24 protein-coding genes are annotated in these 22050 nt (G+C 47.1%); 16 read left to right on the top strand and 8 right to left on the bottom strand.

Going from position 1 to position 22050, the window contains the following annotated elements:
* Positions 1-146 precede the first annotated feature (146 nt).
* A complete protein-coding gene (locus tag A8709_RS00685) occupies positions 147-1409 on the top strand; it encodes an MFS transporter (RefSeq protein ID WP_065850295.1) in 1263 nt (420 codons plus the stop codon).
* Between the two features lie 33 nt (positions 1410-1442).
* Positions 1443-2612: an MFS transporter gene (locus A8709_RS00680; protein WP_065850294.1), complete on the top strand. Its 1170-nt coding sequence runs from the start codon at positions 1443-1445 to the stop codon at positions 2610-2612.
* 180 nt (positions 2613-2792) lie between these two features.
* Here the strand turns inward: A8709_RS00680 and A8709_RS00675 are convergent, their stop codons facing one another.
* The 5 genes from A8709_RS00675 to A8709_RS00655 all read right to left on the bottom strand — a co-directional run bounded on the left by A8709_RS00675 (position 2793) and on the right by A8709_RS00655 (position 6856).
* Positions 2793-3452, bottom strand: a complete 660-nt coding sequence (locus tag A8709_RS00675; RefSeq protein WP_065850293.1) for a TetR/AcrR family transcriptional regulator — start codon at positions 3450-3452, stop codon at positions 2793-2795.
* A 37-nt stretch (positions 3453-3489) separates the two neighbouring features.
* Positions 3490-4518, bottom strand: a complete 1029-nt coding sequence (locus tag A8709_RS00670) for an ABC transporter permease (RefSeq protein WP_065850292.1) — start codon at positions 4516-4518, stop codon at positions 3490-3492.
* On the bottom strand, positions 4515-5249 hold the full coding sequence (locus A8709_RS00665) for an ABC transporter ATP-binding protein (RefSeq protein WP_065850291.1): 735 nt from the start codon (positions 5247-5249) through the stop codon (positions 4515-4517). Before A8709_RS00665 ends, A8709_RS00670 begins: the two co-directional genes overlap by 4 nt.
* Before the next feature lie 176 nt (positions 5250-5425).
* The gene (locus A8709_RS00660; RefSeq protein ID WP_065850290.1) at positions 5426-6106 is read right to left on the bottom strand and encodes a hypothetical protein; all 681 of its coding nucleotides are present in this window, start codon (positions 6104-6106) and stop codon (positions 5426-5428) included.
* Between the two features lie 111 nt (positions 6107-6217).
* On the bottom strand, positions 6218-6856 hold the full coding sequence (locus tag A8709_RS00655; RefSeq protein WP_065850289.1) for a YktB family protein: 639 nt from the start codon (positions 6854-6856) through the stop codon (positions 6218-6220).
* A gap of 219 nt (positions 6857-7075) precedes the next feature.
* Here A8709_RS00655 and A8709_RS00650 point away from each other — a divergent pair, with 219 nt between their 5' ends.
* Positions 7076-7930 (top strand): stalk domain-containing protein, encoded by an 855-nt coding sequence (locus A8709_RS00650; RefSeq protein ID WP_065850288.1) that lies wholly within the window; start codon positions 7076-7078, stop codon positions 7928-7930.
* Positions 7931-8068 carry a hypothetical protein gene (locus A8709_RS34340; RefSeq protein WP_167356963.1) on the top strand — a complete coding sequence of 46 codons (138 nt, stop codon included), beginning with the start codon at positions 7931-7933 and terminating at the stop codon, positions 8066-8068. It abuts the gene before it with no gap.
* A 57-nt stretch (positions 8069-8125) separates the two neighbouring features.
* Here the strand turns inward: A8709_RS34340 and A8709_RS33440 are convergent, their stop codons facing one another.
* Positions 8126-8245, bottom strand: a complete 120-nt coding sequence (locus A8709_RS33440; RefSeq protein ID WP_084224581.1) for a sporulation protein YjcZ — start codon at positions 8243-8245, stop codon at positions 8126-8128.
* Between the two features lie 187 nt (positions 8246-8432).
* Here A8709_RS33440 and A8709_RS00645 point away from each other — a divergent pair, with 187 nt between their 5' ends.
* The 10 genes from A8709_RS00645 to gndA all read left to right on the top strand — a co-directional run bounded on the left by A8709_RS00645 (position 8433) and on the right by gndA (position 19154).
* Positions 8433-8663, top strand: a complete 231-nt coding sequence (locus A8709_RS00645; RefSeq protein ID WP_065850287.1) for a DUF6953 family protein — start codon at positions 8433-8435, stop codon at positions 8661-8663.
* A 191-nt stretch (positions 8664-8854) separates the two neighbouring features.
* On the top strand, positions 8855-9451 hold the full coding sequence (locus A8709_RS00640; RefSeq protein WP_065850286.1) for a hypothetical protein: 597 nt from the start codon (positions 8855-8857) through the stop codon (positions 9449-9451).
* Between the two features lie 176 nt (positions 9452-9627).
* Positions 9628-10626, top strand: a complete 999-nt coding sequence (locus A8709_RS00635; RefSeq protein ID WP_065850285.1) for a LacI family DNA-binding transcriptional regulator — start codon at positions 9628-9630, stop codon at positions 10624-10626.
* Positions 10623-11606, top strand: coding sequence for an N-acetylglucosamine kinase (locus A8709_RS00630; RefSeq protein WP_065850284.1), 984 nt, complete (start codon positions 10623-10625; stop codon positions 11604-11606). Before A8709_RS00635 ends, A8709_RS00630 begins: the two co-directional genes overlap by 4 nt.
* Before the next feature lie 18 nt (positions 11607-11624).
* The gene (locus A8709_RS00625) at positions 11625-12929 is read left to right on the top strand and encodes a 6-phospho-beta-glucosidase (protein WP_065850283.1); all 1305 of its coding nucleotides are present in this window, start codon (positions 11625-11627) and stop codon (positions 12927-12929) included.
* 98 nt (positions 12930-13027) lie between these two features.
* Positions 13028-14032 carry a LacI family DNA-binding transcriptional regulator gene (locus A8709_RS00620; protein WP_065850282.1) on the top strand — a complete coding sequence of 335 codons (1005 nt, stop codon included), beginning with the start codon at positions 13028-13030 and terminating at the stop codon, positions 14030-14032.
* A gap of 17 nt (positions 14033-14049) precedes the next feature.
* Positions 14050-15321: a nickel pincer cofactor-dependent isomerase, group 22 gene (locus A8709_RS00615; RefSeq protein WP_065850281.1), complete on the top strand. Its 1272-nt coding sequence runs from the start codon at positions 14050-14052 to the stop codon at positions 15319-15321.
* Positions 15318-16880 (top strand): gluconokinase, encoded by a 1563-nt coding sequence (gntK, locus tag A8709_RS00610; RefSeq protein WP_065850280.1) that lies wholly within the window; start codon positions 15318-15320, stop codon positions 16878-16880. The genes A8709_RS00615 and gntK overlap by 4 nt, the downstream gene beginning before the upstream one ends.
* A gap of 58 nt (positions 16881-16938) precedes the next feature.
* Positions 16939-17706: an SDR family oxidoreductase gene (locus A8709_RS00605; protein WP_065850279.1), complete on the top strand. Its 768-nt coding sequence runs from the start codon at positions 16939-16941 to the stop codon at positions 17704-17706.
* A 32-nt stretch (positions 17707-17738) separates the two neighbouring features.
* Entirely contained in the window at positions 17739-19154 is a 1416-nt protein-coding gene (gndA, locus tag A8709_RS00600) for an NADP-dependent phosphogluconate dehydrogenase (RefSeq protein ID WP_065850278.1), read from the top strand.
* A gap of 9 nt (positions 19155-19163) precedes the next feature.
* Here the strand turns inward: gndA and A8709_RS00595 are convergent, their stop codons facing one another.
* Positions 19164-19463: a hypothetical protein gene (locus A8709_RS00595; RefSeq protein ID WP_065850467.1), complete on the bottom strand. Its 300-nt coding sequence runs from the start codon at positions 19461-19463 to the stop codon at positions 19164-19166.
* A 183-nt stretch (positions 19464-19646) separates the two neighbouring features.
* Between A8709_RS00595 and A8709_RS00590 the strand changes: the two genes are divergently transcribed.
* A complete protein-coding gene (locus A8709_RS00590; protein WP_141692373.1) occupies positions 19647-20171 on the top strand; it encodes a shikimate kinase in 525 nt (174 codons plus the stop codon).
* A gap of 8 nt (positions 20172-20179) precedes the next feature.
* Here the strand turns inward: A8709_RS00590 and A8709_RS00585 are convergent, their stop codons facing one another.
* A complete protein-coding gene (locus A8709_RS00585; RefSeq protein ID WP_065850277.1) occupies positions 20180-20470 on the bottom strand; it encodes a rhodanese-like domain-containing protein in 291 nt (96 codons plus the stop codon).
* Positions 20471-20735: 265 nt separating this feature from the next.
* On the opposite strand from A8709_RS00585, the gene aroA reads away from it, so the two are divergent.
* Positions 20736-22034: a 3-phosphoshikimate 1-carboxyvinyltransferase gene (gene aroA, locus A8709_RS00580; RefSeq protein WP_065850276.1), complete on the top strand. Its 1299-nt coding sequence runs from the start codon at positions 20736-20738 to the stop codon at positions 22032-22034.
* The last annotated feature ends 16 nt before the right edge of the window (positions 22035-22050 follow it).

Genomic DNA, 22050 nt, shown 5'->3' with positions numbered 1-22050 from the left:
ATTGCTTGTCCTTCGTGATGCAACAAACAAAATGAGTATATCAAACTAGAGATTTCATGCAAGTTAATTTTTTCAAAATAGTTTGCGCCGAAAGGGGTCAAAATAACAGCGAGTGACTCAAATAGGCGAATTAAAGGAGAAATCAGATGATTTGGATGCAAAAATGGCGGAATAATCGGTTGTTCTCCCCATTTGTGATGGAATTGTTAATTATCATGTTTGTTGTTGAATTTGTAAAGGGAGCGCTGCTCTTAACCATTCTGCCGGTCTATATGAAAACGAACTTAGGTGCTTCCGCTTTTATTATTGGATGGACGTTAGCGGCCCAATATATCGGCGATAATGTGTTACGCACACCTGTGGGTTGGATCATTGATAAGCTGGGTTATCGGGTCACGATGTTGACAGGCGTATTGTTGACGTTCCTTTCCGTTGTTCTGATGGCGATTACTTCGCAATATATCTGGATGATTATCGGCTGCGCGCTGCTTGGCTTCGGGACAGCCCCTTTATGGCCTTGCGTAATCACTGGAACGACGGAGGTTGCGGGTGACAAGGGGAAAGCGACAATCATGAGCGTGGTTTATATGGCTTGGTTATCTGGGGTTGGGTTAGGTCCAGTGGCGATCAATTTCTTTGTTGGTTCCAATGACTATGGGCTAGCTTTTAAGCTGCTGATCGGCTGTATGACGGTTGTCGTTCTAGTTGCCCTAATGCTTCCGCGTAAACAACGAGGGGCTGACACGGAGTTGCCCAAGGAGGAGCATGCAGTTATTCAGTCGTTGAGCCAACATCATCAACCATGGATGAGCAGAGTCTCTTCCTATCTTAGAGAGGTTCGCAAATCGATGTCGGTGAGCCCGTTGATGTTTCCTGCGATGTTTGCGCAGACCTTTGCATTAGGAATTCTGACGCCAATATTAACGCTTTATGCCAAAGAAGTGCTGAAGCTTTCTTCCTTTCAGTACAGTATGTTCCTCATCGCTGGGGGAGCGGTGACCGTTATTTTCCTAGTGCCAATGGGTAAAATGGTAGACCGTATGGGTATTCGCCCATTTCTGTTGATTGGCTTCTCCTTAAGTGCGGCAGCCCTGTTGTTGTTTACGTATGTCAAAACGATGAGTGTACTCTACTTCGTAGTGGCTGCGCTTGGTGTGGGCTACGCGTTCATCATTCCATCATGGAATGCACTGATTGCATCCGCTATTCCACCAGAGAAGAGAGGGGCGGTATGGGGCTTTTTTCTCACCATCGAAGGGCTTGGAATGATTGTTGGCCCTATTGTCTCCGGTAAGCTGTGGGACGTGTATGGGTATCATGCGCCTTTCTTAATGAGCGGATTTGTGCTCGTGGGGTTACTTGTTCTTCAAATGTTCATTTCCATCCCCAAAAAAGGTATGGTACGATAAGGAAAAAGAATTGGTTTGGAGGCTTAAAGCATCATGAATAAACAGATTGGAATCATCATGTTGTTGCTGATGACGATCTTTATCGGATTCGGAATTATCATTCCTGTTTTGCCTGAGGTAGTCAAGGGCGCAGGTGCTCAGTATCACAATGCCTTGCTTCTCTCGGTCTATTCCGCAGCTTCCTTCCTGATGTCTCCCATCTGGGGAGGGTTATCGGATCGCATCGGACGTAGACCTATCATTCTTATCGGATTGTTAGGGTTTAGTGTTAGCTTTTTGATTTTTGGCTTTGCGAATGATCACCTCTGGGTCATGTACGTATCCCGTATTCTTGGCGGCTTATTCTCAGGTGCAGCAACAGCCTGTGCGGTAGCTTATGTAGCGGATATCACGACGGTGGAGAATCGGACGAAAGGGATGGGCATGGTCGGGATGTCGATCGGCCTAGGCTTTATCTTCGGACCCGCTGTTGGCGGGATCGTAAGCCGCTGGGGAACCTACACGCCATTCTTCGTGGCATCCGCACTTGCTTTTGCTTCGTTCTTATTGGCGGCAGGTATTCTGAAAGAATCCTTGACAGTGGATAAACGGAGATCCGTGAAGGAAAAAGCGCCATCCCGTTGGACAGCCTTCGCGGGCGCATCGAAATATCTGTATGTGCTTTCGTTCTTCGTTTCCTTTACGCTGGCAGGTCTTGAAGCCACACTCCAGTATTATCAAATGGACAAAATCGGCGCAACACCGTTCGACATCGGGATGATGTTCCTCGCCAGCGGCATCGTTGGTGCCTTGATCCAAGGCGGCGTTGTACGCCGCCTAGTGAAGCAAGGCGCCGAACAATTCGTTATCGGCGTCGGGCTAGTGCTCTCAGCAGCAGGTTTCTTCTTGCTGCTGTACTCCAGCAGCGTCGTTACCGCTGCGATTTACTTATCGGTCTTCGGCGCAGGAAACGCGCTGATACGCCCGTGTGTGACGTCGCTGATTACGCAGCGTACGAAGGTTGGTCAAGGCGTCGCGACGGGACTCAGCTCCTCCATGGACAGCCTGGGCCGCATCGCAGGCCCGCTCCTTGGCGGCGCGGTGTTCGCGATCGCTCACTCGCTGCCGTTCATTATCGGCGGCGTGCTCTGTCTAGCAGCGATCTTGTTGCTGCAGCGGTTTATCTTGGTTGACCGTGAGTCGAGTGTTCAGCGAGCGGTATAGGTTGTTGAGACAAGCTGTACACCCCTTTTATCTCCGGAATGGAGTAGGGGGTGTGCGGCTTTTTTTATGGGAGTCAGGTGGTGAGACAGTGCGGCTGTTGATCTCAACACATAGCCTCAACCCCCAACCCAAAAAGGACTCCCTCAAGAGTATCCACTCTCAGGGGAGTCCTTTTATTCACTATGCTCGCGGCGATAATCCGTACATGATGAAATTAATCGTGTAATCGATTTCCTTCGCCTCATCCCACTCGGAATCAGGTGCGAGTAGAAAACGAGTGATGAGAAGACCGATAATCGTGGAAGCGATCAGACGCATGCTCGATGGCGCAGGCATCTCGATGATCTGCCCTTTTTCCTGAAAGTGGCGGATCGCTTTATAGGCCTTTTCTAAAACGAGAACAGCGACGGTCTCTTTGAATTGTTCGCGAAGTTCCGTATGAAACGGGATCTCATGCATGAAGATTTTGATCACGGGAAAATGTTTACGTGCAAATTCTAAGCGATTCACAGTAATCGCGCGTAAGAATTGTTCTACATTGGGATAGTCTGCCTCCAAGATCTTGGTGAAATCTTTGACCGCAAACGGTGCGATCAGTTTCGTCATCATGGGGGCGACGATGGAGAGGAGCAGTTCTTTCTTCGTTTTGTAATGTCGGAAAATGGTTCCCTCGGCGACGCCGGCTTTCTGGGCAATCTCGCTCGTTGAGGAGCCTGCAAAACCTTTCTCAGAGAAAATCTCCACGGCCGCTTGAACAATCTTGATCTGTTTATCGGTCATTTTCTCTTCTTCATCGTTCAGACGCAACAGTTCAGTTAACCAGGGCTCGATATCGGACATTGCATTCACCTCTTTTCACTATAAGGACATCCTTTCATTATATCTTACGATGCTTCTTCAATGCCACTATATTCAAGAACATAAAGACAATCGTGAATGAAAAGAGCACCAGCACATCTAGCCAAATGCGATCCCATCCAGCACCGCGGATCATAATATTCCGCAAGGCATCAGCGCCGTAATAAAGCGGCATTAGGTGACCAATCCAACGCAGATAGATAGACATCGTATCCAGACTGAATAAGCCGGAGAAGAACACTTGTGGCACGATAATGAGCGGAATGAACTGAATCATTTGGAACTCATTGTTTGCAAAAGCGGAAATCAGTGTGCCCAGGGAGAGCGCGGCTAGCGCCAACAACAAAGTGATGAGCAGCACGTACCAGAACGAGCCAGCTAACATAAGGCCGAGAACACTTGTCGCAAACCAAGCAATCAACGTAGCCTGCAAGGTTGTGAAGATGCCAAAACCGAGAATATACCCAACGACGATTTCCCATCTGCGTAGAGGCGTCGCTAGTAAGCGTTCTAGGGTGCCGCCCGTGCGTTCGCGGAGGAATGATACGCCTGACAGCAAGAAGACAAAGAAAAAGACGAAGAAGCCGATGAGAACGGGTCCGAAATTGTCAAAAGCGGCCATATCGGCTGCTCCGTGTAAGTACGTAATTGCAGGAGTGAGCGCTGTGGTGTTTGCTGGACCTGCGTTTTGCAACGCTTTCTGAAGCAGGAAGAGTACAGCCTTGTTCTTGCTAGGATCGCTGCCTTCAAGCGTTAAGTGCGGCGTTGCGTTATCCATACTAATAACTGCGTCAAGTTTAACATCGCTTAGAGCCTCTTGCGCAGCCTCAGCGGTATAGACGGTGACTTCTGCGTTAAGATCCTGCAGTTTTTGAATGAGAGGAGCAGGCACATTCACCGCGCCTAATTTAGGAACGTAGGTGTTGCCATTGAACACTAAGGACATCAGGAATAAAATTAACATAGGGGCAACCAACATCATCATCAGTGTTCGCTTATCATGGAAAAACTGACGAAGAATACGAATTACAATCGCGCGGACTCTCATGCACCAGCACCTCCATACACTAAAAATGCTTCTTCAATGGTCGAAGTTGAGGTGGCTTGTTTAAGCTCACCTGGCGTGCCAACTGCAGTGAGAACCCCATCGCGAATCATGCCGAGCTGATGACATTTGTCTGCTTCATCCATCACATGCGTGGTCAAAAGAATGGTGGTTCCCTGCTGACTCAGATTCGTTAACTCCTGCCAAATCGATTTACGCAAGACGGGGTCAATCCCTACGGTTGGTTCATCGAGGATGAGGATGCTGGGCTCATGTAGTAAGGCAATTGCAAGTGAGAGCCGTCTTTTCATCCCGCCAGAGTAATTACTTACCTGCTTTTTCAAATGAGCGCTCAAATCAACCAGTGCCATAACTTCCTGTATACGCTGTTTACATTTGGCACCTTTGAGTCCATAGAGCGCTGCGAAAAACGCAAGGTTCTCCTGCGCGGTTAACTCCGCATACAAGGCATCCGATTGCGCCATATAGCCGATTTGCGATAACATAGCGAGCTGCGGCATCTTCTGACCGAGTACATGCACGTCCCCTGAAGAAGGAGCATCAATACCAGCGATCATGCGTACGAGCGTCGTTTTGCCTGAACCTGAGGGACCTAGGAGTCCGAAAATGCTTGCTCGAGGCACGGAGAGCGTAATATCCTTCAAAACGACTTTTTCACCAAACTGCTTGCTGACCGTTTGAACTTGAATGGATGCGGGACTTAGGGTCTCCATCATGCACACCTTCTTCTTTTAAAGTAAAGTGAGTAATCACTCACGAACTCCCTGTATTCCTATCATACGACAACTGTATGCCAATGTGAAGTGAGTAATCACTCATTTTTGAAAATAAAAACAAAGAGGCATCCCGTCGAAATACCGGAATGCCTCTTTATGTAGGTCACGATCATTTACTTGTTCGCCTTTGGTTCCATTTTGTGATCAACCCACTTCTCGATGGAAGGGGTTAACTGATCCTTGATGGATACCACTAGCTTGTCCTTGGAAATCCCTTTGGCTTGCGCAATTTCCGCTAATGATTTGCCGGCATGCAGCTGTGTGCGCAGCTCGTCCTTAGTCATCCCGAGAGATTTGGCAAGCTTCTCCGTGTCCGGCTTCAAGCCGTATTTGTGCTTACCATGCCCAGGGTGACCAGCCAGCAGATTTTTCTCATTGAGAATGAACTTCAAATGCTCAGTGAGCTTTTGTTTCATGTGCTCGCCTTGATCAGCTGTCAGCTTGCCGTCTTTCACAGCGGCTTCAATCTTCGTTGTCCGTAACTGTTGCAGTTTAGCTGTGAGATCGGCTTCTGAGATCCCTTTGGCTGCGGCTGCTTCAACGATGCTTTTACCGCTTTTCAGCGATTTGACGAGAGCTTCTTTGTCGACACCGATGACGGTGGCAGATTCTTCAATAATCGGCCATTTGCGTTTATGGTGTCCGCCTTGCCCCTTTTCATCAAGCTGCTGCGTTTGAGCGGCCATTTGCCCTTCGGAATCAGGGTTTTGCGCGACTGCGGTGAGGCTGCCTCCTAAGATAAAGGAGAAAGCGATAGAGCTGACCAGAAATTTGGTCATTGTGTTTGTTTTCATGTCTGTTCGAGGCCTCCTTTCCTGTTGAATAGGAATTACAGGACTTAGTCTGTGCAGGAGTGCCTCATTTTACTTAAAAATAACCTTAATTTAACATAAATATTTGCTGAATTAGACAGCGGGAGTGTTCACGGCAAGCTTGTACAATGGGAGCAGCTTCTGGAATGTTTGTTCAATCAACTGTTCTAAGGCTGCAGGATTAGTAAGAATCGGATCATCGAAGCGGAGGTTTCTGCCGATGAGCAGCTCTGCTTTTTTGACATCACGGAAGCGGGTTAAAGCTTCATGCCAACCGTCAGCGTTAAGTTCGGACACGGGTGTCGCATCTTTTTTCATATGGTCAAAGGATAGAAGGAAATCGGCCGGAATCTCGGCTTGAATGTGGTCCAAATTGTTCATATACGTCGTCGCGATGTTGCCCTTGTTCGGAAGCTCATAAATGAGTGCCAGCCAAATAAAAACACGATCATCGAAGAGACCGACTTGGAAGTGAGGGACTTGCTTGTAACCGCGCTTGTAAGGACAGATGGCCATCCATGTATCGACTGGCGGATTAATTTTGCGTCTCAGATGCTTCGCGATATGAAGGAACATTTCGGTTCCGGATTGCACGGATAAGTCTGCTGCCAGTACATCGCCTAGCGCTTTAAATTTAGGCTGAATCCGCTCGCGGATCGCGACCATACGGCCGTCTAGGCCTTCAATGGAAAAGGTATCGAAATCATGCTGTGTAAATCCTGTAAAACTCATCGCTTAGAGTCCTCATTTCAATGTCTGTTTTTCAAAAGATTGGCGTAGCCGTTTATTAGAACTATTCTAAAGGAAATTAAGACTTCCCGCAATTGATTGCGAGATTCGTAGAAAGGACACATAGGCCATAAGACCGATTTTGTCGAAAAAAGCAGGTAAATTTAGGGATTTGTCGAACCATTTAAGCAACGATCACTGGAAAGATACAGGAGGACAACAATGAAGAAGATACCGAAATGGTCAAAAATTGCAATCATCGGAACCTTAATGGGAACTTGTTTTGGGGCGGGTGTGTATGCACAGGACGTGCTGCAGCGTGTTGATGCCTATCTCCGAAGCGATTTCAAAGTGGTTGTAAATGGAAAAGACATAAAACTTGAATCCCCCCCTTTGATTTACAATAATACAAGTTACTTACCTGTTAAAGAGTTGAGTGGTTATTTGGGTTCTATTGTAAATTGGACAGAAAGCACGAAAACGATCTATATCAACCAACGAGTCAATCCGAATCAACCGACAGAAGGAAATCAAACGAATTACACAGAAATGACGCTGCAATTCCCATATGCGCAGTATATGGATTATCGCGGGGCGACTTACCCAATGTTGATCAATATGGCGGATCAAACGTATTATCGGATAGTTGATCTCCAGCGGATGGGCATTCGAACCGAAGGCATGCGTAAAGCGAAAGAGAAATATACCGGAGAGTTATATGTGAGCGAGGCTGAATTGAAAACGGCTGTGGGGAACGAGTCCCCAACCATATCGTATACGAATTTCGATCCACTCGTTATTACTGGAGAGATGGATCCAACCAAGCTAAAGGTCTTGAAGGCTTTTGTAGATCAATATCGCTATTTCGAGATCAATAAAGTGGTTCTTTCATGGACCCCGATTATCCTCGATAAGATGCCTGCAGAGAACACCTACAGTTATTTACTGACAGATAGTGGTCATTTCTTCCGAAGCACCATTACGTTGAATCCAATCACCAAAACGGATGGTACATTCGATTATTCCATAGGAAGTTCTTCGAAGGAAGATATTGAGATCCCGAAGGTTAATAACTAAATGTCACGTTTTCGTATGCCATCGGGTCAACTGCTGTCCCATATGGGGATGAACATCGGCGTGCTCTCGCTATTCGCAGTGATTCTCATGAGCGTGGGTTCCGCCATTCTCAAGCCAGCTGAGGCAGAAGTAAGCTAAACAACAAGAAGGGCAGCACCTGTTAGCAGGGGCTGCCCTTTCGTATCGGAAGGAGTATTAGATAACGAAAGCACTAGTGATAATGACCAACAAGATGAAAAGAACCAAAACACCTGCAGCTGCCGAACCGCCGCCAACGCCACAAGCGCCACCAACTCCACCTACGCCATAACCCATATCATTCACCCTCTCTTTCTAAGACTTGATCTTTGTCTTTCGACACAGCATATGGCATTTGGTAGGGGATGGAATGGACTCTTGGCGACGATTCATGTGATTGTGCTGGTGTCCCTAGTTAAGTGCGGATTTATTCCGATCTGTGCTACAATATAGGAATGGCAAGCGAAGGGAGAATGAAAAGACGATGACAGCAAATGAAGTAGCAGAGTGGATGATGAATGAATTGAAATCCGCGGGCATTTTGCATCAAAAAGATGCCGTTGACCATATTATCAAAAATTTTGGGGAATCCTTTATTTACGTGAATGAGAATGGCAATCAAGCGATTTCCAAAGAGGTTAAGAAAATTTTCAAAAAATTGCATGGCGGAAGAGCAGCATGGGAACGTGATGGGTTTTTCTGGGGTTGGCATTAACCATAGGAAAGGCATAACAGGGGCTGTAGCTGATGGCAAACAGGCATCGGCTTTTTTGTGCTCTTTCTTTTAAAAAAATATCCATAATCCAAGTTGCTAAAACATAGAATTCATAATAAGATAACAGTAAGAACACAAGTTGTCTGAATATTTAAATAAATGGTGTTGTGCCAATTATGGAGGGGATTGCCGTGAGTAAGAGTCATGAAGTGGAGTATTGCAACCTAGAGTTACGATTTGATCGCCGGCTAATCCGGAACTTCATTAAAGCACTCATTCAAGAAGGATATTCTCTGTATTGGAACGAAAGCGAGCTGCAGTTTATCATTTCAATACGGACGGGACGTAAGCTGATTAAGCTGAAATTCGAGCGAATTGGCGAGAAGTATAAGATTGTTGGCAATTATTCATTCAAGGATGAGAAGCTCGCTGAAATGATGGAGAAGCTGATCGGAGATACACGCGGTCATGCGGTAGTCAAAAGATTCAAGGATCGGCAAATTCTCATTGAGAATATTATGTTCGGTGAAATTATCCGTATGGTGGAAATTAGCGGGATCGAGCATAAGGTGCTGTATCAGAAGGAGCCTGCTGTGACCGTAGAAGAAGTCATGCAAGCACTAAGGTCGAAACGGACGGATGAACGCATCCCCATTTTACGTATGGAATTGGATTATGAACTAGCGACACTACAAGATGCCCTATCATCCGGGGATACGAAGGCAGCGATGGAAAGCAAGGTCAAACTGATCGAGATGAGACAAGAAATGCTTTTATTGGAGATGTGAGAATGAATAGTGTGCTGGGATAGAAGAGAGCCTGTATGAACGTATACGGGACTCTCTTTTGTGTGTTTAAAGGGGCATAGGAAATCGAGACTTGTGGATTCGAAATGCTTCGTTTATAATTGTTTTATAAAAGTTAAAGCGCTTAAACTTTCGTAAGTATTACAGGAGTTGAATCCATGAAAGTAAGTATTTTTGATGTGGCGAAGAAAAGCGGACTTTCTGTTGTTACGGTTTCAAGGGTCATTAATCAGGCTGGTACCGTGAGAGAAGGGAACAGGCAGAAGGTTCTTCAAGTGATGAAAGAGCTGGATTATCAGCCCAATGCTGCTGCCCGCAGTTTAGCAAGAGGAAAGACAGGTATTATCGGTGTGGCGATCTCGACACTGAATGATTCGTTTTTTGATGCGGTCGTCAAAGAGATGAACGATCGACTGGCAGAACGCGGCTATTTTCTGGCGTTATCTATTTCGACTGATGTGTTTGCGTCTTTTGAGAAATCCCTATTCCAAGAGGATCGTGTGGATGGGCTCATCGTAGTGTCCCCTACGAATGAGGATGCTTATGTGAGCGAATTGCATAAGAAGAAAATTCCCTTTGTCCTTCTGGACAATCAGCATATTCACGAATCGGTTTCTTCGATTATTGTGGATAACTTCAAGGGTGGCTATGAGGCGACGAAGCATCTGATTGCGCTTGGGCATACAGAGATTGCCCATATTCGAGGGCCGCAGCCCTTCTTAAGCAGCGCTGAACGGGAGCGTGGGTACATCCATGCTATGCAAGAAGCGGGTTTGCCTAAGTTATGGATCCAACCTGGCGAATTTAGCATTACTTCCGGTTATGAAATCGCAGGAAATTGGCTTCAGGCAGGAAGGATGCCGACAGCTGTGTTCGCAGCGGATGATTTTATCGCACTTGGTTTCATGGATGCGTGTAAGAACGCGGGATACCAAGTGCCGAGAGATATATCGATCGTAGGGTTTGATGATCAGATTTTTGCATCGGAATTTCGTCCGAATTTAACAACGGTCAGGCAGCCGGCCCATGAGTTAGGGCGTCGTGCAGTAGATGAATTGATGCAATGGATCGATGGCATCACGCAGACGCATCAGACTGTGAAGTTGGAGCCAGAACTCATCATAAGAGAATCAACAGCAAGGAGACAACTAAGATGACATATTATTTAGGCGTCGATGCCGGCGGTAGTAAAACGTACACACTTGTGACGAATGCCGATGGTCGAATCATTGGCAAAGGACATAGCGGGAATGGCAATCATCAACTAGGCGTGGATCGAGCGCGGAGCAACATCACGAGTTCTGTGGACATGGCCTTACAAGCAGCGAATCTATCTCGTGAGGATATCACGTATGCTTTTTTCGGGTTAGCGGGGGCAGATCGCCCCATCGATTATGAAGTGCTTCGCCCTCTCATTAAAGGGCTGGGATTCGCTAAGTACGGAATCGATTGCGATACGATGATTGCACTTCGTGCCGGCACACCGCAGCCATTCGGCGTCGTGTTGATTTGCGGAAGCGGCACGAATAGCGCAGGGAAGAACCGCCAAGGGAACTTCTATCAGTGCGGCGGCTTTACGTATCAGTTTGGTGATTTTGGCGGCGGTGGAACGCTGGCTGTTGAAGCTTTCCGCGCTGTCATTCGCGCATGGGACGGACGTGAGCAGCCAACCTTGCTAACGGATCTCCTCTTAAAGGAACTTGGTTACGCTACGGTGGATGACCTGTTTGATGACTTTATGGATCACCATAAGCCTGTTCCGCTGCACGTAACCAAGCTTCTTTTTGAAGCGGCCAAGCAAGAAGATGAAGTCGCCTGCCGCATTCTGCGCATTCAAGGGGAAGAGTTGGGCAAGTCAGCAACGGCTGTTATCCAGCGTTTGGGCATGCAGAATGACCAGTTTGATGTTGTACTTGCCGGAAGTGTGATTGCAAGAGGTGAGGGTTCGTACATTCACCGCTATATCGAGCTAGCCGTACAGAAGGCAGCTCCTAATGCGACAGTTGTGAAATTAAGTGTCGAACCCGTCGTGGGTGCTGTTTGGCTCGCGATGGAAGCAGAGGGACGCGCATTGAGCCAGCAAGCTTACGATAATCTGAGAACAGTCTCCGAATATGAGGCAATTCCTACAAACTAGAGATGGGACGTGAGTGGTATGAAAGGTGCTTTGAAAATTGCAATTATTGGTGGAGGATCATCCTACACACCGGAAATCGTGGAAGGTTTCATTAAAAATTATGAGCAGCTGCCCGTCAAAGAATTATGGTTTGTTGATGTGGAAGCAGGCAAACATAAGTTAGAAATTGTCGGGAATCTGGCGAAAAGAATGATCGAAAAATCAGGTTTACCCATTGACGTATACTTAACATTAAACCGCCGAGAAGCGATTAAAGATGCTGATTTCGTAAGTACGCAAATGCGTGTGGGCTTGTTGGAAGCACGCAAATGGGATGAGCATATCCCGAATAAATATGGGGTCATCGGCCAAGAAACGACGGGCCCTGGCGGGATGATGAAAGCGCTGCGTACGATCCCTGTCCTGTTGGACATTTGTAAAGATATTGAGGAGCTTAGCCCAAATGCTTGGTTGTTGAACTTCACGAATCCAGCGGGTATGGTCACAGAGGCGATTCATAAATATTCCAAGGTTAAAAGCATCGGCTTATGCAACGCGCCAATCGGTTTGCACAAATGGCTGATGAAGAAATATGACATTACGTCTGATCAGATTTATACAGAATTCGTTGGCTTGAATCATCTGCATTGGGTGACTCGCGTTGAGATTGATGGGGAAGACAAGCTAACGGAGCTGTTAGATAAAAGAGAAGAGTACAGCGGCAAAAATGTACCCGCGAGCGAATGGGATGCCGACTTCCTACGGTCTCTGCAAGCACTGCCATCCTACTATCTCAAGTATTTCTATATGACGGGTGCGATGCTTGAGGAGCAGTTGACTTCTTTGAAAGAAAACGGTACACGGGCGGAAGTGGTCAAGCGCGTGGAAGACGAGCTTTTCGAGCTGTATCAGGATCCTGATTTGCAAGAAAAGCCGAAGCAATTGGAAAAACGCGGCGGCGCGTATTATTCAGAAGCAGCTGTGAACCTCATGATCTCGCTCTATAATGACAGACGCGACATTCAGACACTGAATGTGAGTAACAATGGCATCATTGATTTCTTGCCTAACGATGCCTGCATTGAGGTCAACTGTGTTGTGACAGGTCAAGGTCCCGTGCCTATGGGACTGACCAAAGTTCCTGAGCATGTGAAAGGGCTTATCCACGCGGTCAAAACGTATGAGCGGCTTACGATTGAAGCGGCTGTTACAGGCAGTAGGGATCTCGTTCTTCAAGCGCTTGTTCATCATCCGTTGGTGCCATCCGTATCCTTGGCGAAGACGTTAATGGACGAAATGCTGGAGCAGAACAGACCGTATTTACCAGCTTTTTTTACCGAATAAACGGAGAAGACTCCCTGAGAAGGGAGTTTTTTTGTGCAGTAAAAAGACTATTGTTAACGTGTGCATAGATGTGATATGCTTCAGATAGAGGTGAAGGTATGAGTGTAACCATTAAGGATATCGCGAAGCTGGCGGGTGTATCGCACACGACGGTTTCCAGAGCGCTGAACAACAGTCCGCTCATCCAGGAAGAGACGAAGGCGCGCATTCGTATCATTGCTGAGCAGCTCGATTACACGCCTAATTACAGTGCGAAGAGTTTAGTGCTCGATCGTTCGTATAACTTAGGGCTATTCTTTACCACACTAAGCAATGGAACTTCCGCGGGCTTCTTCTACGAAGCGATCCGTGGTGTCAACTCCGTGATTAGGGATCGCTATCAGCTTATTGTCAAAGGGATTGATGACTATACAAGCTTTCATTCCATCACGAAGAAAAGCTTTGACGGGATTATCATTGTGAGTCAAAGCGATGACGATCAACCGATTATCGAGCATATCGCTGCCAAAGGCATTCCTCTTGTCGTGTTGAATCGGCCTGTAGAAACCGCAGGCGTATTGAATGTCCTCTCTGATGAAGAGCAAGGCGCATTTCATGCGGGAACCTTTCTCGTTCAGCAGGGCCATCAACGAATCGCCCTAATTGAGGGGCGCAAAGGCTTTAAATCCGCGCAGAATCGGAAGGATGGCTTCGAGCGTGCCATGGATCATCATGGGATCTCGGTTCCGCCGGAATATCGCATGCCAGGATTGTATGATTTGGAAAGCGGGCATAAAGCAATGAGGCAATTCTTGAGTCTTACTGACCGACCGACTGCCGTGTTCTGCTGTAATGACGAGATGGCACTAGGTGCGATTAAAGCGGTATTTGAAGCAGGATTGCAAGTTCCTCAAGACATTTCTGTAGTCGGTTTTGATGATACGGTATTTGCGGCTTATGTGACCCCAGCTTTAACGACAGTACGCAGACCGATTGAACAAATTAGCAAAGAAGGCGCCATGCGTCTCCTAGGTAATATAGAAAATAAATGGCATGAAACCGAGCAGTTGCTGTTGCGAACAGAATTGATTGTTCGTGAATCCGTGCAATCATTACACACATAGGAAAGTGGGAGAAAGCGATGAGCATTCTTAGAGAGCTGTTAAAAGATATTCCGATTCCGCAAATGGTCAAAATTCGTCAGAAATTTGATCGCACTATTCTGGCCAATCCTTTACAGGAGCTCGCTGATAAGCTGGAGAGCAGCGGTGTCATGCCAAGCATCCTGCCGGGGCAGCAAGTTGCTGTTGCCGTAGGTAGCAGAGGGATTGCCAATATCGCAGGATTCACGAAGACAACCTTGGACGCCATTAAGGCTAGAGGCGCTCATCCTTTCATCGTACCCTGTATGGGAAGCCATGGCGGGGCAACAGCGGAAGGCCAAACGGAGGTCCTGGAGCACTTTGGTATTACGGAAGAAACGATGGGTGCACCGATCCGTTCCTCCATGGAAGTTGTTCAAATTGATCAGCTGGCCAATGGATTGCCAGTCTATGTGGATCGTATCGCTTCGGAAGCGGATGCGATTGTGGTTATCAATCGCGTGAAGCCGCATACGGCGTTCCGCGGTCGCATCGAGAGCGGGATCATGAAGATGATCGCGATTGGTCTCGGCAAGCAAAAAGGCGCTGAAGCGTGCCATCAGCTTGGCTTTAAGTACATGGCTGAGAATGTGCCAGCGATGGCGAATTTGATGATCGAGAAGCTGCCGATTATATTCGGGGTTGCTCTTGTCGAAAATGCTTACGATGAGACGTGCCAGGTTGAAGTACTGCCTGCCAAAGAAATCGAAGCGCGTGAAGAATTATTGCTCATTGAAGCGAAATCGCGTTTACCAAAAATTTTATTCGATGAGATCGACGTCCTGGTGATCGACTACATCGGCAAAAATATTAGCGGTGATGGCATGGATCCCAACGTTACTGGACGATACCCTACACCGTATGCACATGGCGGCCCAGAGGTTGCTAAGATGGTCGTTCTCGATTTGACGCATGAAACCAAAGGGAACGCCAATGGTGTAGGTACGGCCGATTTTACTACGCAGCGTCTAGTAGATAAGACGAACCTTGAGTTCACGTACGCGAACGGTCTAACATCAACCGTGTGTGCACCTACGAAAATTGCTACGACGCTGGAGAATGATTTCTACGCGATCAAAGCGGCTGTGAAGACGTGTAATATCCTTGATTACACAACCTGCAAGCTTGTACGCATTCAAGATACACTTCACCTCGGTGAGATCGAAATTTCAGTGAATTTGCTTGAGGCTGCGCGTCAGCATCCAGACATTGAGATTTTAACAGAGCCGTATGAGCTAACATTCGATGCAGAAGGGAATATTAGCCCATGACACCCAGTCAGAAGCCTTATGTAATTGCAGCGGATATCGGAACTACGAGTACGAAGACGCTTGTCATTGATCGTGACGGACACGTGCTCGCCTCTCATTCCATTGAATATCCGTTGTTCACACCTGCCGCAGACAGGGCAGAGCAAGATCCAGATCAAATCTTTGAGGCCGTGGTACAGGGGATCGGTGCCGTTGTTCGCAAACAAGGCGTCACGCCTGAACAAGTGCTCTGTGTGTCGTTCAGTTCCGCGATGCACAGTTTGATCGCAGTTGATGAACATCGTAAACCGCTTACCCAATGTATTACGTGGGCGGACAATCGCAGCGCGCAGTATGCGGATGAGTTGAAGCGCAGCGGGCTGGGGCAACAAATTTATGCAAGAACAGGGACACCGATTCACCCCATGTCTCCCCTCCTGAAATTAAAATGGTTTGGGGAACACGAATCAGAGCTTGTTCGAAATACCTATAAATTCATTGGGATAAAAGAGTATGTATTTGCGAAGCTGTTTGGTCAATTTGTCATTGATCACTCCTTAGCAAGCGCAACCGGTTTATTTAACTTAGAGCAGCTGGATTGGGATGCTGGCGCGCTCGATTATGCCGGTGTGACACCGAAGCAGCTATCAACACTCGTTCCGACGACGCATCGCGTACAAGGCCTAAGCTCCGCCTATGCCGCCGCGATGGGCTTGTCCACAGATACGCCGTTCATTGTTGGCGCATCCGACGGTGTCCTTGCCAATCTCGGCGTAGGTGCCTTCGAGCCTGGCGTCGTTGCCGTCACCATCGGCACTAGCGGCGCTGTGCGCAGCGTCGTGAACAAACCGCAAACCGACCCTGAAGGCAAGCTGTTCTGCTATGCGCTCACAGAAAACTTCTGGGTCGTAGGCGGACCCATCAACAACGGCGGCATTGTGTTCCGTTGGGTACGTGATCAGATCGCGACGGCAGAGGCTGAGGAAGCGCGCCGCTTAGGCATCGATCCGTATGATCACCTGACAGCTCTTGCTTCTGAAGTAGAAGCGGGGTCAGAAGGCTTACTGTTCTTGCCTTTGTTGTCCGGGGAACGCGCACCGTATTGGAATGCCAATGCGCGCGGTGTTTACTTCGGTCTTTCACTTAGTCATCAGAAGAAGCACATGATTCGCGCCGCGCTTGAAGGCGTTATGTTCTCGATTCAGGCCGTTGCTGCTTCTCTGGAGCAGATGATGGGACCCGCTAAGGTGATCCGCGCTTCCGGCGGTTTCGCACGTTCCGATTTTTGGCGTCAGATGATGACCGACATGCTCGGTACCGCAGTTACGGTTCCTGACTCTATTGAGAGCTCAGGGATTGGTGCAGCACTGCTAGGTCTTCTCGCAATGGGGGAGATCGATGATTTATCACATGCACATCAATGGATAGGGGTAGGCAAGGCTCACGAGGTGAACGAAAACGATTATCGCGTCTATCAACAATTGACATCTATTTATACAAGCGTATATCATCAGTTAAAAGATCAATTCGACGCGATCACCGCTTTCCAAGGTCAGCACCTACGGAGTCCTCAATCATAAATAAGCTTAAGGCTTTCATGACGTTTGCCAAGCAACATCAATCGAGAGGATGACGACAATGAACTTATTCGATCTTTCTGGGAAAACAGCAGTAATTATTGGCGGTAACAGCACACTAGGCGGTTCAATGGCTATTGCATTGGCTGGACATGGCGCGAAAGTAGCCATCGTTGGACGCAATCAAGAGAAGAGCGAGCAGGTTCGTGAGAGCATTGCAGCTATTGGTGGCGAGTCGAAGACGTTCCAAGCTGATGCAACCAAACGTGAGGACTTGGAGCAAGTTCTTCAGGATGTCATCGCATGGTCAGGCAGTGCAGATATTCTGATGAATTGTCCAGGTAAAAATAGTGCGACGCCTTTCTTTGACATTTCCATGGAAGAATGGGATTCTATTATGGAGGTAAATTTGAAAAGTGTCGTGTTAGCCTGCCAAGTATTTGGGAAATACATGGTTGAACGAGGTGAAGGCGGAAGCATTATTAATATTTCATCCGTTTCCTCGGATCCACCGCTTTCCCGTGTATTCACTTACTCCGCTTCTAAAGCAGCAGTGAATAACATTACACAGAACTTAGCTCGTGAGTTTGCTCCGAGTCGCGTTCGTGTGAATGCCATTATTCCTGGCTTTTTCCCTGCCGAGCAGAATCGCAAGATTTTGTCGCCTGAACGAATTGAATCCATTATGCGTCATACGCCGATGAATCGATTTGGTGAGGCTGCAGAGCTTCAAGGTGCTGCGGTATATCTGGCTTCTGATAAAGCTTCGAGCTTTGTAACAGGAACTGTTTTGAGAGTGGACGGCGGTTTTGGCGCGATGACGATTTAACTATTTATATATCGGAAGGGTGTAGAAGAGACATGTCTAAACAACAAATTGGTGTTGTCGGTTTAGCAGTAATGGGGAAAAACTTAGCGTTAAACATCGAGAGCAGAGGTTTCACTGTATCCGTATTTAACCGCTCTGCTGAGAAAACGAAGGAGCTTCTTCAAGAGGCACCAGGCAAACAGCTCGTAGGTACATACAGCGTAGAAGAATTCGTTCAATCGCTTGAAGTGCCGCGCAAAATTTTGATCATGGTCAAAGCTGGCGGTCCTACAGACGATACGATCAACCAATTGCTGCCGCATTTGGATAAAGGCGATATTTTGATCGACGGAGGCAATGCATTCTTCCCAGACACACAACGTCGTAACAAAGACCTTGAAGCACACGGTATTCGTTTCGTAGGTACAGGTGTTTCCGGTGGTGAAGAAGGCGCACTTAAAGGACCTGCTATTATGCCAGGTGGTCAAGAAGATGCTTATAAACTAGTTGAGCCTATCCTTACTGCGATTTCTGCCAAAGTTGGCGAAGACGCATGCTGTACGTACATCGGACCAGACGGTGCCGGTCACTATGTCAAAATGGTGCACAACGGCATTGAGTACGGCGATATGCAGTTGATTTGCGAAGCGTACCAATTGTTGAAAGACGTATTGAACGTTACAACAGAAGAGCTTCACGAGATTTTCACAGAGTGGAATAACGGCGAGTTGGATAGCTACCTCATCGAAATCACACGTGATATCTTCACGAAATATGATGCAGAAACAGGTAAACCAATGGTTGACGTGATTCTGGATTCCGCAGGACAAAAGGGAACAGGAAAATGGACCAGTCAAAGTGCTCTGGACCTTGGCGTGCCGCTTTCCATCATCACAGAATCCGTATTCTCCCGTTTCATCTCTGCGATGAAGGAAGAACGCGTAGCAGCTAGCAAAGTACTCAAAGGACCTGATGCTCCAGCATTTACAGGGGATCGCAAAGCGTTTATTGAGGCTGTTCGTCAAGCTCTATATGCAAGCAAAATTTGTTCCTATGCACAAGGCTTCGCTCAAATGAGAGCAGCTTCCGAAGAATATAACTGGGATCTGAAATACGGCAGCATCGCGATGATTTTCCGTGGCGGCTGTATCATCCGTGCTCGTTTCCTTCAAAATATCAAAGATGCGTATGATCGCAATCCGGAATTGAAAAACTTGTTGCTCGATTCTTACTTCACTGGTGTCGTTGATAACTATCAACAATCGTGGAGACAAGTTATCGCAGAAGCAGTTACTCGCGGTATCGCGGTTCCATCCTTTGCTTCCGCACTTGCTTATTATGACAGCTACCGTACTGAAAGATTACCGGCTAATCTGTTGCAAGCGCAACGTGATTACTTCGGTGCGCACACGTTCCAACGTGTGGACAAAGAAGGATCCTTCCACTACAACTGGATGGGTAACGAATAGGAATAGGCTCTAGGCCTCTTCCTGCAGACCGTATGCGGCTTCTCTGAGCCACGTCTTCAGCCGATCATTTTCTTGATCGAAGCCATTACGACGATGGATCAGCATGAGAGACACTTCGGCAAAATAGCGAAAGTTTCGTAATAATCGTGGTTGATTGAGACCCTGTACTGTTGGGTCTTCTTCAGCCACTTTTTTCTTAATAAACTCTAGAATCCAGACGACATCCTCTTTGCAAAGTGTATAGCTTGGATGCAAAATTTGCTCCAATTTACGTTGTGTGCGATTAGTGAAGGCGACAGTTTGGTTCATAACAGTTGGGTTCAAAGCTCCATCTCTCCTTGTCGGCATGGTCTCTCTAAAATCTTAACTGTTTGTGCTAGAATTTATTCACTCTACTATATGATTTTGGGTTGAATTGTATTCATGGCGGGAGGGCTATGGTATGATGTTGGGAAAGTTTGTTTGAATAGTATATGAGAGAAGGGGATTCATGTGACAGTCAGCAATATTGTACTTGTGGGGTTCATGGGGACTGGGAAGTCTACCGTTGGCAAGAAGTTAGCTGAGCGTTTAGGATGGCAGTTTCGTGACTCTGACGCGGTGTTAGAAGAGGATGAACAAACGAGTATTTCTGCGTTATTTCAAAATCATGGCGAAGCTCACTTTCGCGCTTTGGAAACAAAGACGCTGGCACGTATATTAACAGCCAGAGATCAAGTTGTCGCGACTGGCGGCGGCGCTGTGCTCGCAGAGACGAATCGGAACTGTATGCTGCAATATGGCTTTGTCGTTAGCTTGCAAGCAACTGCAGAGACGATTATTCAAAGAGTCAGTATGGATACGAATCGCCCCTTGCTGCAAGGTAATTTGGAGGAGCGTGTGCATACCTTGATGGATCAACGCAAGCATGCTTATGATTTTGCCCATATATCTATTGATACAACGGAGTTAACCGAAGATCAAATTGCAGATCGTATTATTCAGCAAGCGGGGTTAGTTACGGAACGAGAAGACTAGCTTTTAGCTTAGTCCTCCCACTCCAACATACCGCCAGTCATGTTTTTCAATCCTTTATAGCCATTGGCTTCTAAATAGCCGAGCGCGCGTCCACTGCGATTACCACTCCGGCATACGAGTATGACTTCATCAACTTCGGGAATTTCGCTTAAGCGATCTGGCAATTGGCCTAGGGGAATATGTATAGCGCCTTGAATCATGCCTTCAGCGACTTCTTCATCTTCTCGTACATCGATCAGTGTTAACTTCTCTCCTTGGGCGAGTCTTGCTTTGATCTCGGATGGTAGAATCGTATCCATATGTAGGCCTCCATGTTAGTGATTTTCAGGGGAATCGCCCCTTACTTAGTATGATAGAAATATAACGCCAAGATGTCAAACCCATGGGAACATTCCTTAAGTTTCGCACTGATGTACCGCCCTGTAAGAAGGTTCCCAAGTTAAATGGCGTATGGTACACTGTGATAAATATGAGGATCACTATCTCACTGCTACTGAATGTTTTCTGACAGTTATCCTTGTCGGATCATACATATAAACACTTGCGAAGGAGTTAATAATCGACATGAAAGCCATCGTGAAACCAACCTCCCATCTTCAAGGGGAAATTAATGCCTTATCCTCCAAAAACTATACAACCCGGTACTTGCTCATTGGTGCACTAGCGAATGGGACAAGCACAATCTACTATCCAGCTCATAGTGAAGATAGTGATGCGATGAGACGTTGTGTGCGTGATCTTGGCGCGATTATCGAAGAAGACGATGAAAAAATTGTCATTACGGGTTTCGGTAAAAATCCGAAGCATGTATCTGAATTGAATGTGGGCAATGCGGGGGCTGTGCTTCGCTTTTTGATGTCTACGGCAGCTTTTTGTCCGGATGTGACCTTCGTTAATACGTATCCGGAATCATTGGGGAAGCGTCCTCATGATGATTTGATTGATACTTTGCAACAAATGGGTGTGGAAGTACAACATAATAACGGTCGTTTGCCGATAACTATTAAAGGGGGACAACCACGCGGCGGGAAAATCACCGTTTCGGGGAATGTCAGCTCGCAATTTTTGAGTTCTCTATTGTTTATGACACCTCTCCTTGAAGAGGATAGTGAGATTGAAGTGCTCCATGATTTGAAATCCAAAATCATTGTCGGTCAAACGCTTGAAGTCTTAGCTCAGGCTGGTATTGTCGTACATGCCAGCGAAGATTTGATGCACTACCGTATTCCGGGAGGTCAGTCATATGAAGCCAAGGAATATGTGATCCAGGGCGATTACCCAGGTTCTGCTGCAATTCTAGCAGCCGCTGCGGTAACGAATTCGGATGTGCGCGTGCTTCGCTTGGAAGAGAACAGCAAACAGGGTGAGAAAGCCTGTGTGGATGTGCTGAAAGCGATGGGCGTTAACTTAACGCATGATAATGGTGTTGTGCATGTGCTAGGCAATCAACGTCTTGTTGCTGGTGAATTTGACGGAGATCATTTCACGGATGCGGTGCTTGCCATGGTGGCAGCAGCTGTATTCGCGGAAGGCACTTCACGCTTTTACAATGTGGAGAACCTTAGGTATAAAGAATGTGATCGCATCACAGATTATTTGAATGAACTCCGCAAAGCAGGCGCGGATGTTGAAGAACGCCAAAGTGAAATTATTGTTCACGGTAAGCCGCAAGGGGTTGAAGGCGGCGTCGAAATTAACGCGCATTTCGATCATCGCGTCATCATGGCGCTTACTGTCGTAGGTTTGCGTTCAGAGAAAGGCTTAACGATTCGGGACGCTCATCATGTTGCGAAGTCTTATCCGCAATATTTTGACCACTTGCGTTCGATCGGTGCACAGGTTGAGCTTGTGAGTGAATCTTAGAATTTCTATTACAATG

The sequence above is a fragment of the Paenibacillus pectinilyticus genome, from assembly GCF_001700435.1.
GTDB classification, from domain to species: domain Bacteria; phylum Bacillota; class Bacilli; order Paenibacillales; family NBRC-103111; genus Paenibacillus_E; species Paenibacillus_E pectinilyticus.
Note: the sequence above shows the minus strand (reverse complement) of the source record. Positions and strands in the feature narration are given on the sequence as shown.

What these genes read in the sequence shown, in the direction of transcription:
- A8709_RS00685 (WP_065850295.1), top strand. Translation starts at nt 147, where the DNA reads ATGATTTGGATGCAAAAATGGCGGAATAATCGGTTGTTCTCCCCATTT.
- A8709_RS00680 (WP_065850294.1), top strand. Translation starts at nt 1,443, where the DNA reads ATGAATAAACAGATTGGAATCATCATGTTGTTGCTGATGACGATCTTT.
- A8709_RS00675 (WP_065850293.1), bottom strand. Translation starts at nt 3,452, where the DNA reads ATGTCCGATATCGAGCCCTGGTTAACTGAACTGTTGCGTCTGAACGAT.
- A8709_RS00670 (WP_065850292.1), bottom strand. Translation starts at nt 4,518, where the DNA reads ATGAGAGTCCGCGCGATTGTAATTCGTATTCTTCGTCAGTTTTTCCAT.
- A8709_RS00665 (WP_065850291.1), bottom strand. Translation starts at nt 5,249, where the DNA reads ATGGAGACCCTAAGTCCCGCATCCATTCAAGTTCAAACGGTCAGCAAG.
- A8709_RS00660 (WP_065850290.1), bottom strand. Translation starts at nt 6,106, where the DNA reads ATGAAAACAAACACAATGACCAAATTTCTGGTCAGCTCTATCGCTTTC.
- A8709_RS00655 (WP_065850289.1), bottom strand. Translation starts at nt 6,856, where the DNA reads ATGAGTTTTACAGGATTTACACAGCATGATTTCGATACCTTTTCCATT.
- A8709_RS00650 (WP_065850288.1), top strand. Translation starts at nt 7,076, where the DNA reads ATGAAGAAGATACCGAAATGGTCAAAAATTGCAATCATCGGAACCTTA.
- A8709_RS34340 (WP_167356963.1), top strand. Translation starts at nt 7,931, where the DNA reads ATGTCACGTTTTCGTATGCCATCGGGTCAACTGCTGTCCCATATGGGG.
- A8709_RS33440 (WP_084224581.1), bottom strand. Translation starts at nt 8,245, where the DNA reads ATGGGTTATGGCGTAGGTGGAGTTGGTGGCGCTTGTGGCGTTGGCGGC.
- A8709_RS00645 (WP_065850287.1), top strand. Translation starts at nt 8,433, where the DNA reads ATGACAGCAAATGAAGTAGCAGAGTGGATGATGAATGAATTGAAATCC.
- A8709_RS00635 (WP_065850285.1), top strand. Translation starts at nt 9,628, where the DNA reads ATGAAAGTAAGTATTTTTGATGTGGCGAAGAAAAGCGGACTTTCTGTT.
- A8709_RS00630 (WP_065850284.1), top strand. Translation starts at nt 10,623, where the DNA reads ATGACATATTATTTAGGCGTCGATGCCGGCGGTAGTAAAACGTACACA.
- A8709_RS00625 (WP_065850283.1), top strand. Translation starts at nt 11,625, where the DNA reads ATGAAAGGTGCTTTGAAAATTGCAATTATTGGTGGAGGATCATCCTAC.
- A8709_RS00620 (WP_065850282.1), top strand. Translation starts at nt 13,028, where the DNA reads ATGAGTGTAACCATTAAGGATATCGCGAAGCTGGCGGGTGTATCGCAC.
- A8709_RS00615 (WP_065850281.1), top strand. Translation starts at nt 14,050, where the DNA reads ATGAGCATTCTTAGAGAGCTGTTAAAAGATATTCCGATTCCGCAAATG.
- gntK (WP_065850280.1), top strand. Translation starts at nt 15,318, where the DNA reads ATGACACCCAGTCAGAAGCCTTATGTAATTGCAGCGGATATCGGAACT.
- A8709_RS00605 (WP_065850279.1), top strand. Translation starts at nt 16,939, where the DNA reads ATGAACTTATTCGATCTTTCTGGGAAAACAGCAGTAATTATTGGCGGT.
- gndA (WP_065850278.1), top strand. Translation starts at nt 17,739, where the DNA reads ATGTCTAAACAACAAATTGGTGTTGTCGGTTTAGCAGTAATGGGGAAA.
- A8709_RS00595 (WP_065850467.1), bottom strand. Translation starts at nt 19,463, where the DNA reads ATGAACCAAACTGTCGCCTTCACTAATCGCACACAACGTAAATTGGAG.
- A8709_RS00585 (WP_065850277.1), bottom strand. Translation starts at nt 20,470, where the DNA reads ATGGATACGATTCTACCATCCGAGATCAAAGCAAGACTCGCCCAAGGA.
- aroA (WP_065850276.1), top strand. Translation starts at nt 20,736, where the DNA reads ATGAAAGCCATCGTGAAACCAACCTCCCATCTTCAAGGGGAAATTAAT.